Source organism: Staphylococcus epidermidis, assembly GCF_006742205.1.
Lineage (GTDB): Bacteria > Bacillota > Bacilli > Staphylococcales > Staphylococcaceae > Staphylococcus > Staphylococcus epidermidis.
Window position 1 is genome coordinate 1830783 of the sequence record NZ_AP019721.1, and the last position, 15558, is coordinate 1846340.

13 protein-coding genes and 3 pseudogenes are annotated in these 15558 nt (G+C 31.3%); 3 read left to right on the forward strand and 13 right to left on the reverse strand.

Annotated features, from left to right (window positions below):
• Window positions 1-193: 193 nt before the first annotated feature.
• Entirely contained in the window at window positions 194-1279 is a 1086-nt protein-coding gene (gene cozEa, locus FNL83_RS08890) for a lipoteichoic acid biosynthesis protein CozEa (RefSeq protein WP_001829303.1), read from the forward strand.
• Window positions 1280-1675: 396 nt separating this feature from the next.
• Here the strand turns inward: cozEa and fabI are convergent, their stop codons facing one another.
• The 3 genes and pseudogenes from fabI to FNL83_RS12090 form a co-directional block, all read right to left on the reverse strand.
• Entirely contained in the window at window positions 1676-2446 is a 771-nt protein-coding gene (gene fabI / locus FNL83_RS08895; protein ID WP_001829254.1) for an enoyl-ACP reductase FabI, read from the reverse strand.
• 221 nt (window positions 2447-2667) lie between these two features.
• Window positions 2668-3039, reverse strand: coding sequence for an IS200/IS605 family transposase (gene tnpA, locus FNL83_RS12405; protein WP_001829249.1), 372 nt, complete (start codon window positions 3037-3039; stop codon window positions 2668-2670).
• Between the two features lie 130 nt (window positions 3040-3169).
• Window positions 3170-3483 (reverse strand): annotated as a pseudogene (locus FNL83_RS12090) (recombinase family protein); the annotation flags it as partial.
• A 120-nt stretch (window positions 3484-3603) separates the two neighbouring features.
• Here FNL83_RS12090 and FNL83_RS08910 point away from each other — a divergent pair.
• Window positions 3604-4162, forward strand: a pseudogene (locus FNL83_RS08910) (zinc-binding dehydrogenase); the annotation flags it as partial.
• Between the two features lie 157 nt (window positions 4163-4319).
• On the opposite strand, the gene FNL83_RS12360 reads toward FNL83_RS08910, so the two are convergent.
• The 3 genes and pseudogenes from FNL83_RS12360 to zwf form a co-directional block, all read right to left on the reverse strand.
• Window positions 4320-4421 (reverse strand): winged helix-turn-helix transcriptional regulator, encoded by a 102-nt coding sequence (locus FNL83_RS12360; protein ID WP_002494359.1) that lies wholly within the window; start codon window positions 4419-4421, stop codon window positions 4320-4322.
• A 236-nt stretch (window positions 4422-4657) separates the two neighbouring features.
• The gene (locus tag FNL83_RS08920) at window positions 4658-6916 is read right to left on the reverse strand and encodes an ATP-binding cassette domain-containing protein (protein WP_001829332.1); all 2259 of its coding nucleotides are present in this window, start codon (window positions 6914-6916) and stop codon (window positions 4658-4660) included.
• A gap of 98 nt (window positions 6917-7014) precedes the next feature.
• A pseudogene (zwf, locus tag FNL83_RS12365) lies at window positions 7015-8448 on the reverse strand (glucose-6-phosphate dehydrogenase); the annotation flags it as partial.
• A gap of 46 nt (window positions 8449-8494) precedes the next feature.
• Here zwf and FNL83_RS08950 point away from each other — a divergent pair.
• Window positions 8495-8698 carry a transposase gene (locus tag FNL83_RS08950; RefSeq protein WP_001829258.1) on the forward strand — a complete coding sequence of 68 codons (204 nt, stop codon included), beginning with the start codon at window positions 8495-8497 and terminating at the stop codon, window positions 8696-8698.
• 66 nt (window positions 8699-8764) lie between these two features.
• On the opposite strand, the gene FNL83_RS08955 is transcribed toward FNL83_RS08950, so the two are convergent.
• The 7 genes from FNL83_RS08955 to FNL83_RS08990 form a co-directional block, all read right to left on the reverse strand.
• Window positions 8765-8860, reverse strand: coding sequence for a type I toxin-antitoxin system Fst family toxin (locus FNL83_RS08955; RefSeq protein WP_107362610.1), 96 nt, complete (start codon window positions 8858-8860; stop codon window positions 8765-8767).
• Window positions 8861-8970: 110 nt separating this feature from the next.
• A complete protein-coding gene (locus FNL83_RS08960) occupies window positions 8971-9267 on the reverse strand; it encodes a DUF4176 domain-containing protein (RefSeq protein WP_025987217.1) in 297 nt (98 codons plus the stop codon).
• Between the two features lie 27 nt (window positions 9268-9294).
• The gene (locus FNL83_RS08965) at window positions 9295-9918 is read right to left on the reverse strand and encodes a DUF443 domain-containing protein (protein WP_001829337.1); all 624 of its coding nucleotides are present in this window, start codon (window positions 9916-9918) and stop codon (window positions 9295-9297) included.
• A gap of 709 nt (window positions 9919-10627) precedes the next feature.
• Window positions 10628-12472 carry a monovalent cation:proton antiporter family protein gene (locus tag FNL83_RS08975; protein ID WP_001832661.1) on the reverse strand — a complete coding sequence of 615 codons (1845 nt, stop codon included), beginning with the start codon at window positions 12470-12472 and terminating at the stop codon, window positions 10628-10630.
• Between the two features lie 9 nt (window positions 12473-12481).
• A complete protein-coding gene (gene mgtE, locus FNL83_RS08980; RefSeq protein ID WP_002489838.1) occupies window positions 12482-13867 on the reverse strand; it encodes a magnesium transporter in 1386 nt (461 codons plus the stop codon).
• A gap of 24 nt (window positions 13868-13891) precedes the next feature.
• Window positions 13892-14746, reverse strand: a complete 855-nt coding sequence (locus tag FNL83_RS08985) for an RluA family pseudouridine synthase (RefSeq protein WP_001829311.1) — start codon at window positions 14744-14746, stop codon at window positions 13892-13894.
• Window positions 14743-15552, reverse strand: coding sequence for an NAD kinase (locus FNL83_RS08990; RefSeq protein WP_001829306.1), 810 nt, complete (start codon window positions 15550-15552; stop codon window positions 14743-14745). The genes FNL83_RS08985 and FNL83_RS08990 overlap by 4 nt, the downstream gene beginning before the upstream one ends.
• Between the last annotated feature and the right edge of the window lie 6 nt (window positions 15553-15558).

Genomic DNA, 15558 nt, shown 5'->3' on the forward strand with positions numbered 1-15558 from the left:
TTGTATCAATACTTATAATACTTTTAAATTTATAGCAAGCTCGTATACAAATTAATTTCATACTAGTTTTTTCATTTTATTAAAAATAAAGTGCATGCAGTTATATTGTAAAAGTATTTACTCTTTTTAATGACTGAGTTTTGATATATACTTATTGAGTATGAAAAAGAATAAAATAGGAGGATCACAATCTATGTTCAATAAGGTTTGGTTTAGAACAGGAATATTTTTTATTATGCTGTTCATACTCATCAAACTATTTATGGAAGTGCATGAAGTATTTGCTCCAATAGCTACTATCATTGGTTCAGTCTTCCTTCCATTTTTAATTAGTGGATTTCTCTTTTACATATGTTTACCTTTTCAAAACATATTAGAAAAGTGGGGCTTTCCACGTTGGGCTAGTATAACAACAATATTCATAGGATTAATAGCTATCATCGCTATTGTGGTATCATTTATAGCACCTATCATTATTTCCAATATTAATAACTTAATTAAACAAACACCATCATTACAAAAAGAAGCCGAACAATTAATTAATTTCTCGTTAAGACAAATGGATAAATTACCAGATGATGTCACACATCGTATTAATAAAGCGGTTAAATCCATGGGAGATGGCGCAACGTCTATTTTATCTAATTCAGTGTCATATATTACGTCTTTCATCTCAACTGTATTTTTATTAATAATGGTGCCTTTCTTCCTGATATATATGCTAAAAGATCATGAAAAATTTATCCCAGCAATCGGTAAATTTTTCAAAGGAGAACGTAAAGTTTTTGTTGTAGATTTATTAAAAGACTTAAACTTCACTTTAAAATCATATATTCAAGGTCAAGTGACAGTTAGTATCATCTTAGGTATTATTTTATATATAGGTTATACGATTATAGGATTACCATATACACCTTTATTAGTATTATTCGCCGGCGTAGCTAACTTAATACCATTTTTAGGTCCATGGTTATCTTTTGCACCGGCAGCGATACTAGGTATTATTGATGGCCCTTCAACTTTTATTTGGGTATGTGTCGTAACATTAATCGCACAACAACTTGAAGGTAACGTGATAACTCCTAACGTAATGGGTAAATCATTAAGCATTCATCCATTAACTATTATTGTTGTCATACTTGCAGCTGGAGATTTGGGTGGTTTCACACTCATTCTTGTTGCAGTTCCATTATACGCTGTAATCAAAACATTAGTGAGCAACATTTTTAAATATCGTCAACGTATTGTCGATAAAGCAAATAGTAATGTTAAAGATTAATAATAGTTATAATCATAAGATTGAAAATTATACCACCAATTCAAGCCAAGGACATAATTAGATGTCCTTGGCTTTTTTATACACGTAAGCAATGAAACATGTCCTCTTATTAAACTCCGTCATTTCTACTGTTTATATGGAATGATGCATTTAATAAAATTTATAACCTCCGATACATTTCTAACAACAAAATAAATAGTGTCATCTAAAATTGATATTTATACCTTAAATATATTATAAATATCAAAGCAACATTGTCGATTGTCAATTTATTTCTTGAATAATTAAATGTCAAAACGCATTCTTATACACAAAAACAGGGATGATTTTAATTTCAAATCATCCCTGTACACCTATTGTGAGATTATACTATCTGATTTTTTAATTTATCAATAATTATTTAATTGCGTGGAATCCACCGTCAACGTGGATGTTCTCTCCAGTTACACCACTTGAAAGATCACTTAATAAATACGCAGCCGTCTTACCTACTTCTTCTTGATCAACGTTGCGTTTTAACGGCGCTCTCGCTTCAATTTCTTTAAGAATTGTATTAAATCCACCTACACCTTTAGCACTTAAAGTACGAATTGGCCCTGCAGAAATAGCATTGACACGAATATTATCTTCACCTAAGTCTAAAGCTAAATATTTAACATTCGCCTCTAAACTTGCTTTAGCTACACCCATAACATTATAGTTTTGAACTGCTGCCTCACCACCAATATAAGTCGTCGCAACAATACTTCCACCTTCAGGCATAAGTTTTTTGGCTTCATGAGCTACGAGAGTAAGTGAATATGAACTAATTTCTTGTGCAAGTAAGAAACCTTCGCGAGATGTTTCTGAAAATCGACCTCGTAAATCTTCCATATTGGCAAATGCGATTGAGTGATAAACACCATCAATCTGGCCTACATCTTTTCCGATTTGAGAAAAACCATTAATGATATCCTCATCATTCTGCACATCAATTTCATAGAGATGATGTTCAGATTGATTTAATTGTTCTAATAATTTCTCTAATTCTTTACGACTGCGTTCTTTACGATATGTAAATACCAGTTTAGCACCTAATCGATCTAATACTTTAGCGACGCCAAATGCGATACTACGTTTATTCGCAATACCCATAATGACGTAGGTTTTATTTTCTAGATTTAACATGATAGTGACTCCTTAATTTAAATTGATTATTACTACAGGCTGGCTAACTCTATGTTTACTAACCCTTTATACCCTTAATAGTTTAACATTTTTAGTACCTGATAATAAAGCAAAATAAAATGACCACAATAATCATATTCACTGTATATTTTTAACGGTTTACGAACAAAATTTACCAAACTTATTTTATTATAGGTAACCTCTGATAATTATGACTTATGTTAAATCAATCCGTAACTATCTTTTTGTTGAACAGTCCCACGTTTAATATCTTCATCCAAATTACCCATCATCTCTTTAAATAATTCTTGAAATCTTGTTTCATCTTGATCAGAATAGCCCTCAAATATAACGTTATCAATATTATCTTCATTGAAATAGTATATTTGATCTTCAACAACACCAACTGGGTATTTACATGCTTCTGCTTCTATTATTTCTACGCCTTTTCTTTCACATAGTTGACGTAAAATCACTCCAATATCTCTTTTGATTTTTCCATATATCACTTGTCTTCTATATTTTGGTGCAAAGACTATGTGATACTTACAATTCCATTTTGTATGTGCTAAACTGTTTGTGTCAGATGACATTAAAAAGCATCTCCTCGTGTTGAATATTTTGGTTGGCTGGCCAATATATATTCTAGCATGATGAGATGTTTTTTTAGATAACGGTAAAACCTTTTCTGAACCATACACATAACGCATGGCTTTCTATATACAGTAATGGCTTACCAATGACTTCATCCATCCTAGGCAAGCTGGTAATCATCAATTGAACCTCTTTGTCTTTTAAATAATTAACGGTATGAATCACTTCATCATAATTCCGTCCCAAACGGTCAATAGACTCTACAACAAATCTATCTCCCTTTCTCACAAAATTAAGTGCTTATAGAAATATAGGTCTGTTTTCTACTGACTTTCCCGATCTTTTTCTGTAAATATTTTTTCTAAGCCAAATGTTTACAAATTAGCTAGCTGTCTTTCTAAATTTTGTTTTATAGATGATACTCTCGCATAACCAACAATCATTAAATTTTACTTTTCTAATTTTATATATATAATGCAAAAAATCTATACAATAGGATGTAGTTTGGTATTTTTATTTCTTCGTTTAGTTATAGATATTTGAGCAGTTTAAATTACTAAAAAGCACAAAGGTTTGCAAAATTAAAAAGTGCCAGACGTGTCATTGCCATTGATCATGTTGAGCATAGATTAGCTCATACCGAGAAATATAACGGTGCTGAGGTTTATAATTTTTTAAAAGAAGATGACGTAGGAAAACTATTACATGAAACAACACGCGGTGGTGCAGATGTTGTTATAGATTGTGTCGGAATAGATGAACAAGTAGTTCAAGATGACTTAGAAGTTAGCTCAAATTCAATACAGAGAGGAAATATCAGCCCAATTGTTACGGCAACAGAATCAGTGAGAAAATATGGAACAATCCAATTGATAGGTGTCTATGGAACTGCAGCTGATAACTCCCAATTAGACTTAATATTTAATAGAAATGTTCAAGTGAAAAGTGGACAAGCGCCAGTTATTCATATGATGCCAAAACTTTATGACATGATTAAAATAAAGTCTTTGATCCAACAGAAATTATCACTCATACTATGCCTTTAAAAGATGTAAAAGAAGTTATGATATCTTTGATCAGAAAAAAGATAATAATGTTAAAGTCATTTTAAAACCACAATAACATATAGATAAAGACGCCTTACTTTGAATAACTCATTCAAAGTTGAGGCGTCTTTTACATATATATTTAAATTTTAACATTTTTATATTTAGAAATTTTTTCCAGAAATTCATCCCCCCAATCACAAATTGCATAAACTACTTTATCTAGTGTTTTCCTATGTTCGTTTACTTATACTCAACTTTTGTGGAACTACTGAATTGACAATTCTTTCAATAATTTCATCATGCTCTAATTCTCTAAGCTGTCTAATAAGCATTCTTTAATTAATCTCAGGCAACAATTTTTCAAAAACACTAAGTCGTAAAACTTCTGTTTGTAATAACTGATATATGATAGGTGTTTTCCATTTTCCTCAAATAACAGATAAAGCTAAATCTTTAGATGTATAAAATTTCTTGTTATGATGTTCAACATTTTTATATTGAAAGAACCTAGGATGAGAAAAGAGTTGATTGAATATAATAAATATAAACTCATCCAACTCTTCTATTTTTACTGTTTGATATAGCGTTTCAAGTGTTTAGATGTCAATGTTTCTGAACTATCAATGAAGTTTTTAGGTGTTCCACTAAATTGGACCTTTCCGCCATCCAACCCTGGGCCTGGGCCGACATCGATGATCCAATCTGCTTCACACATAATCGATAAATTATGTTCAATCAAAATAACAGTATTGTTTTGATCAATTAAATCATCAAAACACTCCATCAATATAGGGATATCCGATTCATGTAGGCCTGTAGTTGGTTCGTCAAAAATAAAAATACTATTCTTTATCTCTTCATCTAAATGTTGTCCTAGTTTCACGCGTTGAATCTCTCCACCAGACAAAGTGGACAAAGGTTGTCCTAGTGACATATAATTCAAACCTGTCTTACTTACAGATTGTAATTTTGACTTAATATCATTCTTTTTATCAAAGAAAATGATACCTTCGTCAACCGTCAAATTGAGAACATCGGCAATTGAATACCCGTCTATGGTAGCATCTAATACTTCTTGTTTATAACGTTTGCCATGACAAACTTCACATGTCTGTGAAAAATCACCCATAAAAGCAAGTTCCGTTTTAATATAGCCCTTTCCACCACAATTTGGACAGGCACCTTTTGAATTATAACTAAACATAGCTTTATTTAAGCCTGTTTCTTTACTGAAATAGCTTCTTACACTATCAAAAACACCTAAATACGTTAATAGATTAGATCTATTAGATCCTTGAACTGCTTTTTGATCAATAAAGATGGTATGGTCATTATTTTCAAAACCTGCTTTAACAAGGGTACTCTTACCTGAACCAGCAACACCTGTTAAGACTGTTAATACGTGTTTAGGTATAGACGTTTTTACGTTATTTAAATTGTTTTGTGTCACAGGACCGATATTATAAAAGTGGTTAGCTTCACGAATATTCTCTTTTAAATTATGTTTGTTACGTAATGCGTTACCTGTCGAAGTATTTGAAGATAGTAATTCATTATATGTTCCTTCAAATGTGATTTCACCGCCGTTTTTTCCTGAACCTGGCCCCATATCTATGATATAGTCTCCTTCTTTAATGACATCGGGATCATGTTCAACAATTAACACAGTATTACCTTTTTCTTTTAATGATTTTAAAATTTCATTGATTTTAGCTATATCTTCCGGATGCAAGCCAACACTTGGTTCATCTATAATGTAAACTAAATCCGATAAAGAACTATTTAAATGACGTATTAATTTAAGCCGTTGCGCTTCACCGCCTGATAATGTCGTTGTGACACGGTTAAGCGTTAAATAACTTAATCCAATATATTCTAGTGCTTCTAACTGCTTTTTGAGAGGATCAATAATATATTTGGCTGTTGGATCCTCTAATTTATTAAGAAACTCTAAATTTTCCTTAATTGTCATTTGTGTGAAATCAGAAATATTTTTACTCATAATTTTAGAACTTAATATTTTCGAGTTTAGACGTTGACCTTTACATGTTGAACAGATTTTATTATTTACTACATTTTTAAGATGTTTGGCGTAGCGTTTCTTATTAAATTCTTTATCACCTAAAAATATTCTACTGAATCTAGGTATTAGTCCTACATATTTAGCTGACTTTCTCCATTCTTTAGGAGGATTTTTTAATGTCATTGGCTCTTGATATAAAAACAATTCTAATTCATCTTTTGTATAATCTTTCAATTTTTTATTATTATCAAATAAACCACTATCTCGATAGGCTTTACCACGCTCTTTGTCTGGTCCAAAAGAAGGAAAGTCTATTGCACCTTCATTTAAAGACTTATCCCAATCTAGCAATTCATCTAAGTTAATGTCTTCAATATATCCTAATCCCTCACAAGTTTTACACATGCCCTTAGGACTATTGAAGGAATATGCATCTGAATAACCAACAAACGGTTCGCCTATTCTAGACCACAGTAATCTAACAGAAGCATATATATCTGAAACTGTTCCTACCGTGGAGCGAGAATTCCCATTGAATCTTTTCTGATTAATCGTCATTGCTACAGGAAGATTTTTAATTTTCTTTACTTTCGGTCTGGGTTGTTGATTTAAATGAAATTGAATATAACTAGAATAACTTTCATTTAGTAGCTGTTCAGACTCCGCAGCAACAGTATTAAACACTAAAGATGATTTCCCTGAACCAGAACGACCTGTAAATACCGTTACTAAGTGTTTTGGGATATTTACATCTATGTTTTTCAAGTTATTTTGTGAAGCACCTGTAATATTAATAAAATCCATTAATTGTCCTCCCTTTATAAACTTTATAACATTGATTATTGCATATTAATTAAGGATTAACTACTCATTCAAAACACGACAACTTTAGGTCTTTTATATTACAAATTATTCCACCAATTCAATCCGTCTTCACTAAGTAATTTTTCACTTTCTTTAGGCCCATAGCATCCAAAGGCATAATTAGGAAACTGTGGCTATTCTTGTTTCCATACATTTTCAATATCATCAATAAATTTCCAAGAATTTTTAATTCTTCCCAATGCGTAAATTTTGTTTGTTCTCCAATTAATGTATCGTAAATAAGATTTTCATATGCATCAACTGTGTTCATTTTATCTTTAATCGGCATAGTATAAGAAAGCTTCACTTTTTGCATTTCATTATTTTGATTACTTTTCTTACCATTCACACATAAAGAAAATCCTTCATTAGGTTGTACGTTGATGACTAATAAGTTTGATGCATTCTGTTCACAATTACTATAATAAAATTGCATTGGATTTTTTAAACTCTATAACGATTTGGATAGATTTTTTTCATTCTTTTTTCTGTACGAATATAAAATGTAACACTAGCCCATTTAGAGTTTTCAATTTCTATTTTACCTGCTACAAAAGTTTCAGTATTAGATTGTGAATTTACATTAGGTTCATTTCTATATGCAGGAACGAACTCATTATTCATCATTCCCCCATCATATTGACCACGTACGAAACTTTCTTTAATTTCATTTGGATTAAAACATTTCAAGGATCTTAAGACTTGAACTTTTTCTTTTCTTATATCACTACTTTTTCTACTAATTGGAGGTTCTATTGCAAGTAATTAAACCATTTGTAATAAATGATTTTGAACCATGAATTTTAGGGCGCCGCTTGATTCGTAGTAACCACCACGATATTCTATACTAATCGTTTCTGAAGAAGTTGCTTGTATATTGGAAATATACTTATTATTCCAAAGTGGTTCAAATATAGTGTTTCAAAATCGTAGACGTTCAATATTTTGAATCATTTCTTTACTTAAATAGTGACCAATTCCAAATATTTCTTCTTCTTTAAAAGACTTACTTATTTGATTATTTAATTTTTTTGCAGATTTTAAATCATCACCAAATGGTTTTTCTATAATTATTCGCATTAACCCTTTTACGTTCGTTAATCCAGACTCTTTCAAGTGGTTTGTTGCAACTCCAAAAATTTAGGGGACATTGCAAGATAGAACAATCGATTTTCTTTTAGGTCAAACTTATCATCTAGTTCTAAACTCATTTCCAAAAATTTTTGGTAGCTATCTTTACTATTAGCGTCCTGTTGTTTATAAAATAAACGTTTTAAAAACGCACCAATTTCCTTTGAGTTTTCAATATTATTTTGAATAGCATTTTTGACTTTTTCTCTAAATTCATCAGTAGTTAACTCATTTAAACCACTGCCAATAATTGTTAGTGAATTTTCAAAGTATCCTTTTTGAAACAAATTATAAATAAATGGGAAAAATTTTCGATAGCTTAAAACACCTGTTGCTCCAAAATAAAGAGCTTCTTATTCAGTAGAAACAAAGTATAAAGCCGTTGAAATGAAAGCAGCAGAATTTTCAACAAAAGAAATTATGAAAGAATTAAATATTAGAAATAGAACACAAGTAAAAAGTTGGTGGCTATGGTATCAAAATGAGGAAAGTATGTTTGTTTTATATCTTTATCCTCAGTCATTAATTATTTGTCTATCTTTGCATTTCTCTACTAACCAGTGTTATAATCTAGATAATGAAAATGATTAGCAATTAATGCACCAATCCCCACACTACTGCAATAGTGTGGGGATTTTTATGTGTGTCTATGGTTGCCTATTTATTATTGCAATTACATATCCAATGAGTAAATAATGCAATAATACAACAACTGAGGACTGTGGTCGTGATGTGAACGAAAATGATTAGCAATTAATGCACCTCCTCTCTTCGTCAATTGACGCCTGAGAGATAGGCGACTCATATATTATATCATCTCTGAATATTCGATAATAGATAACTTCAGATAATCATGACTTATGTTAAATTAAACCTAAATTATCTTGCTTTTGAACAATACCTTGTTGAATATCATCATCTAAATTATTTTTCATTTCTTTAAATAATTCTTGAAATCTCATCTCATCTTGATCAGAATAACCTTCAAAAACGACTTTATCGATATTGTCTTCGTTAAAATAGTATATTTGATCTTCTACGACACCGACAGGATAATTACATGCTGAATAATCAAATATATATTTTTGATTATCTATATCTACAATAGGTCCTCGATTGATAATCATTAACTTTTGGGAACCTTCTTTTAAATATATGATACTCCTATTGTTTCCACTTTATCTCACCTATCTTCTTATATTTTTAATTTTGGCATGTACTTTTCTATCAGAAATTGAAGCCATATTCAAAGTAGTAAATATAAATAATACACCTACCCAAAGTATATATCCTAAGATGTTTTTCTTTTCCTCAAAAATCATTTGAAAAGGTGCAATTGAGAAAAACAGCATCATAAAATAGCAAAACACCACCAATATCATATTTTTAAATGATGGTATCAATATTACTTTTTGTTTACTCTTTTTATTAAATGCTGGATGATTTAACTTCTTTCTTATAGATAAACGAAGTGTGATCACAGCAACAAATCCAATTAAAAACATAAAAACTATCCAAATTCGACTAATATTAATATCTATATAACCCACAAGACTTCTTAATAGCACACTGATAGTGACGCCAACGCCAGCAGCCATCATACCATGACTCTTTTGTCCTCCATTATGAAATATGTTTATATTATTGAATTCTTGATAAGTTAATTCTGTGAATTTAATAGGTATAAACCAATTCAGCATTGGACATAAATATGAATACCAATTTTGTTCTAAATCGACCATTAAATAGCGATTATCTTTTTGAATGATGTTATATCTAGGATTTTTATAAATTGTGTATACATAATCCATCTTGTTTCACCAACTCCATTTCATTGGATTTACAACTTTTTTGACATTATTGACAGCTTCTCCAACATTTTTTTCGACTTTTTTGCTTTATTACTAAAATAGTTGGCATCATTTTCAACGCTTTCTACAACCTCCTGAGAACTATCCTATAATTTATTTTTCATATGTAATGCACCTTTCACTTCTAAGGTAATTTCCTTAGTTTTAAAATCAATGTATTTATCAATTCCTTTGTCAATTTGATGACCAACCCAGTCAATTTTTTAACTCGTACCTAATCCTTTAGTTGAATTTACTATGTCAACGCCAACGAATTTTCGCATATTAAATCTAATTTGTTCTCCACTAGCTACAATAACGGCTGAAAAGAATTATATCCGAGAATCATAAGCAAGTCCTTGTGACCCACCCGCTCCACAATTACATGATACTTTTTTGGAAACAATCATATCTACTTAAAATACTTTTCACTATAATTTCAACATTAGAAGAGTAGCCTTTTGATGTTAAAAAAAAGTATTAAGCAACTGACTAAAAGTGCTTAATACTTTTTGTTATCAGAAAAGCGACGTCAACATAGAAACAAAACTTTTAAACAATTTATTCTAAGTTATGAAGCTTATTAAAATACATTTAACTTTTTATCTTAGATAAATACTAACAATAACGTACATAATCGAAACCTGATAGTATATAAACAATGCCGTGTTTAATAATAAAATTCCAATTCTTGCTTTAATTCATCTACATATTCTTTAGTTCCCGTCACAATCAAACGATCTTTATATCGTAACTGTGTATCACCATGAGGTACGATTGAATCGTTATCTCTTATAATACGAACAAAAATAATATCGCCACCAAATGGGAAATTACGTAATTGAATATTTTCATACTGATAATTTAACATTTGAATTTCATATAGAGATGTTTCTACATTACTTAATAAATTCAGCATATTAGGTGTTTCTATTAAACTTTTTAGTAAGATTTTATTACTTAAATAATTACTAAACACCTCTATACCTTGATGTTTCAATGTCGGATCTTCGTTTGTGCTTTCGAGTCGACATATAACACGTTTAACACCATGTTTTTTAGCCATTAACGCAACGCTTTTATTTATATGGTCATCATTTGTAGAACATACAACAATATCTCGCTCGAAAAGTCCCAAGCGTTCTAATAAATCTTCTTCGTAATCTGCTATTTCTATCATAGTAATATCGTCAGAGAGCTTTCTACTATCACTCAAATCTTTTCGATAGTATAAAGAAATATCATATAATTGAGAAGTTAAATTTTGTGCTATTGGAATAGTTAATTGATTCTTTCCAATCATACTTACTTCTATGCGGCGTCCCACTTCATTAGGAATTGGGAACATCTTCTTGAATATCACGGGTACGAAGACACATGTAATCACAGCACTAAGAATTAAAATGCCTGAAGTTTCCGGAGAAATCGCTTTTAATTTTTCAGCAATTTTAGCCGCAGCTATAACAAGTGATAAAGTTGATGTAAGTAAGAAAGCAGATGCAATGGTAGTTTTAGTGTCAAACCAGCGTCTAATGTAAAATACTGGTATCAATTTTGAAATAATAAATGAAAAAATGAGTACAGGTATAATAAGTAACAACGATGGTTCTTTAATTAAACTTGGGATATCTAAATCGACACCTACCATGATAAAGAAAATTGGAATAAAGAAACCATAACCAAAGGAATCTAATTTTTCGACCATCTCTTCATTAGGTTTAAGTAAAGAAACAACGACACCGGCAAGAAATGCACCTAATATGTATTCAGCACCAACACCTTCAGCAAGTGCTACTAATAAAATAATAAGTGCAAATACTGCTCTTATACCTATTTGCGTTGTACCATCCATTAACTTTTGTAAGAAGGACATACGTTTAAATAACACACCGATTACATAAAAGACAACTGTAAATACGACTAAAATACCTGTAAGCCATATTGTACTACCACCTTCACCATAAATAGCACCATAAACAGTTAGTAAAATCATGGTAAATAAATCTGCTAATACAGCTACTAGTAAAATAAATTGTCCTATCGTTGTACGCATAATGTTCATTTCTTTAAGGGTTGGTACTACAACTCCTAAAGAAATTGTTGAAATGATGATCACCATTAAAAGGACATCATTAACTAATCCTAACCATTTAAATGCAAAAGCTAAAACAACCGAAATCATCATAATAAATGCAAATACTGTCAGTGCCAGTTTAAGATGCCCAGGTACATCCTTTTCATGTTTATCTTCTCCTTGTCTTGGACGTGAATCCTTTTTAAATGCATTAAAGTCAATTTCTAGACCACTTAAAAACATTAAAAAGATAAACCCAAGCGTAGATAAAATATTAAGGAATGCATCTCTTTCCACTAAATTGAGAAAAGAGTGACCTATCACTATCCCCATCAATATTTCAGCTACAACAACAGGAAGAAAGTTTATATTAAAACGATGCACAATGATCGGAGTCATAAATGCAGCTACGACGACTATAACTAAAGATAAGAATTCCATATGACCTCCTTATGTTAGGTATGACATGAATGATGTAGCTAATCCGAAATAAATAAGCATACTCACAATGTCATTAATTGTTGTAATAAAAGGACCACTTGCAACAGCAGGATCAATTTTACATTTGTTCATTACTAAAGGAATCATTGAACCAACTAATGTACCTACTGTCATTGCGCATGTCAAACTTCCACCTACTATTAAAGCTAATAACGGTTGTCTGAATATGACGACAATAATTAGGAAAAGGATAACTGCACATACAATACCAGATAATAAACCACTTCCCGCTTCTCGCAATGCAATCTTAAATTTACTCTGTTCATTTATTTCCCCAGTAGATATATTACGGACAGAAACGGCTAATGATTGTGTACCAGAATTTCCTGACATACCACTTATAATTGGAATAAATGCTGCAAGTAATGCCACTTGAGATAAAGTATCTTCAAAACTACCTAATATTGTAGCAGTAATCATACCCAAAAATGTTAATACAATGAGCCATGGTAACCTTTTACTCGCCGTTTTAAACACTGAGTCACTTGTAGAATCTATGTCAGATACCCCAGCTAATCGTGAGTAGTCTTCACTTGCTTCTTCATCCATAACATCCAGGATATCATCAATAGTAATAATACCTAGTAAATGATTTTGATAATCTACAACTGGAACAGCTATAAAATCATAGTCTCTCATTAATTGAGCAATATCTTCTTGGTCATCACCGACATTAGCACTGATGACACGTTCACTCATAACATCTTCAATGTATGCATCATTCTCAGCTACAATAAGATCTCTAAGTGATAGAACACCAACAAGTTGTTCATCTTCATTTACTGCGAATATGACATATATTGTTTCAGCATCAGGCGCTTGTTCTTTTACGTGAATTAACGCTTCTTTAACAGGTGTAGTTGATTTTAAAGAGATAAACTCCGTAGTCATTATACCGCCGGCAGTATCTTCTTCATAATGTAATAAAGCTTTGATTTCATTAGCTTTATCTTTGTTCATTAATGTTAGCAAACTCGCCACTTTAGGTTTAGATAACTCATTTAAAATATCTACTGCATTATCGTAAGACATTTCCTCTAAGACATGACTAGCATAGGTAGCGTCCATATTATCAAAAAGGCTCTCATAATCATCGTCATCAAAGTCTAATTGATCAAAGAAATTTGCTACTTCTTTGGGTGATAAAAACTCAAATATTTTTTGTCTATTTTCATCATCCGTATCTTCAAAGTATTCACTTTGTTCATAGTTATGTAATTCTAAAAATTCTTTTCTGAATTCATCTATATCATTTTGATCTAATAATAGATCAAATAATTCTTTATCATATACGTCTTCACGAACGTTGTCTTTCATTTCAGTTTCGTTAGACATGTTAACACCTCCAAAACATATTTATTATACCATGTTGAATAATTTAATTAATTGTTTGTAGTCAACATTTATTAGGTAATGAGATCTATATATGGGGTGGATAAATTCAACTGAACAGCAATGTAACGCTTGTCCATGAACGCAAGGATGATTTCCACCGTACAAATCATCACCAATTAATGGATGTCCAATATACTCAAAGTGAACTCGAATTTGATGCGTTCTTCCAGTAAGCAATTTAACCTTACATAAACTAGCAGTCTCATTTTGCATAAGCCTTTGATAGACTGTTTTTGCATACTTCCCCTTATCATTAACTTCTCGTTTAATGATACTATCACTCCGCCTTGCAATTGGCGCTTCAATAACACCTGAAGATTGTGTATGGCCATAGGCTAAGGCGACATATTCTTTTTTAAATTTCACCTTTGAAAACAAATGATGTACATGCCCAAATTTAGCAAATACAACTAAACCTGAAGTATTTCGATCAAGTCGAGTCACAATATGAGGATTTATTTTTTCGCCTTTTTTTGTATAATAAGCAAGCACTTGTTCTACTAAACTGCCATGGGGATGTTCTCTAGAAGGTGCACAATTTTGCATTTGTGGCTTGTTTACAATTATCAAATACGCATCCTCATAAATGACTTCTAATTCCTTATCGTATGGAATCAAATTCTCACTTGGTGTTTCACATGGAAAATGAACTTCTAATCTATCACCTTTGTTCATAACATGTCTGACAGTTACAGGTGAACCGTTTAATAGTAAAGCGCCATTTAATTTAATGGCGCTCAACGTGCGTTTAGAATAATCTTGATTTTTCAAAAAAGTTTTCACTGGTTCTGACTGTACAATTTGATATGTTAAAATCATCGTTCATCATCACTAGAAATAAATGAGTCATGTACCCTTTTCCAAAACGGAAATGGACGAAATCTGGCAAAACGCACTTTCTCATTAGCAACTCTATACTGTATTGCATTGACGTTTTTGTGCTTAATGCTAACATGATCGATTGTGGTTCTAATCGTATCGTGATTTACCGGCGTAATTAAACACGTATGATGTTTAGGAAGTACTAATGGCGAGCCAACTGTTCTAAACACTCTATTATTAATAGATGCAATTTCAGCAATTTGCATCGCTTCAAGTGATGGATGTATGAGCGCACCACCTAAAGCTTTATTATAAGCTGTCGAACCCGAAGGTGTAGATATACACAACCCATCTCCTCTAAATCGTTCGAAATGTTTACCTCTTATATTGACGTCTACAACCAATGTTGAGCCATTTTCAGTTTTCATTGTTGCTTCATTTAAAGCAAGGTATCTCGTTTCATAACCATTATCGTTATACCTGACTATTAATTCTAAAAGTGGATATTCAATAACTTGAAACTCCGAATTATTAATTTCAATAATAAGCTTTTCAACTTCATGAGGTAACCAATCTGCATAAAATCCTAAATGACCGGTGTGTATCCCGACAAAAGCAACTTTGGATAACATATGACTATATTGATGGAAAGCTTGTAGTAACGTTCCATCTCCCCCAACTGAAATGACAATTTCAGGATTTTCGCTATCTTCTACCATTTGAAAATCTTTCATATGATTGATCATTTTATGCTTTAATGCATTCGATTTTGAATCACCTTTAGTAAGGATTGTATAACGCATGATTTA

Coding starts and splice junctions, on each gene's coding strand:
- FNL83_RS08975 (WP_001832661.1), bottom strand. CDS start 12,472: ATGGAATTCTTATCTTTAGTTATAGTCGTCGTAGCTGCATTTATGACT.
- FNL83_RS08950 (WP_001829258.1), top strand. CDS start 8,495: ATGAAAGCAGCAGAATTTTCAACAAAAGAAATTATGAAAGAATTAAAT.
- mgtE (WP_002489838.1), bottom strand. CDS start 13,867: ATGTCTAACGAAACTGAAATGAAAGACAACGTTCGTGAAGACGTATAT.
- tnpA (WP_001829249.1), bottom strand. CDS start 3,039: ATGTCATCTGACACAAACAGTTTAGCACATACAAAATGGAATTGTAAG.
- FNL83_RS08985 (WP_001829311.1), bottom strand. CDS start 14,746: ATGATTTTAACATATCAAATTGTACAGTCAGAACCAGTGAAAACTTTT.
- fabI (WP_001829254.1), bottom strand. CDS start 2,446: ATGTTAAATCTAGAAAATAAAACCTACGTCATTATGGGTATTGCGAAT.
- FNL83_RS08920 (WP_001829332.1), bottom strand. CDS start 6,916: ATGGATTTTATTAATATTACAGGTGCTTCACAAAATAACTTGAAAAAC.
- FNL83_RS12360 (WP_002494359.1), bottom strand. CDS start 4,421: ATGCTTATTAGACAGCTTAGAGAATTAGAGCATGATGAAATTATTGAA.
- FNL83_RS08965 (WP_001829337.1), bottom strand. CDS start 9,918: ATGGATTATGTATACACAATTTATAAAAATCCTAGATATAACATCATT.
- cozEa (WP_001829303.1), top strand. CDS start 194: ATGTTCAATAAGGTTTGGTTTAGAACAGGAATATTTTTTATTATGCTG.
- FNL83_RS08990 (WP_001829306.1), bottom strand. CDS start 15,552: ATGCGTTATACAATCCTTACTAAAGGTGATTCAAAATCGAATGCATTA.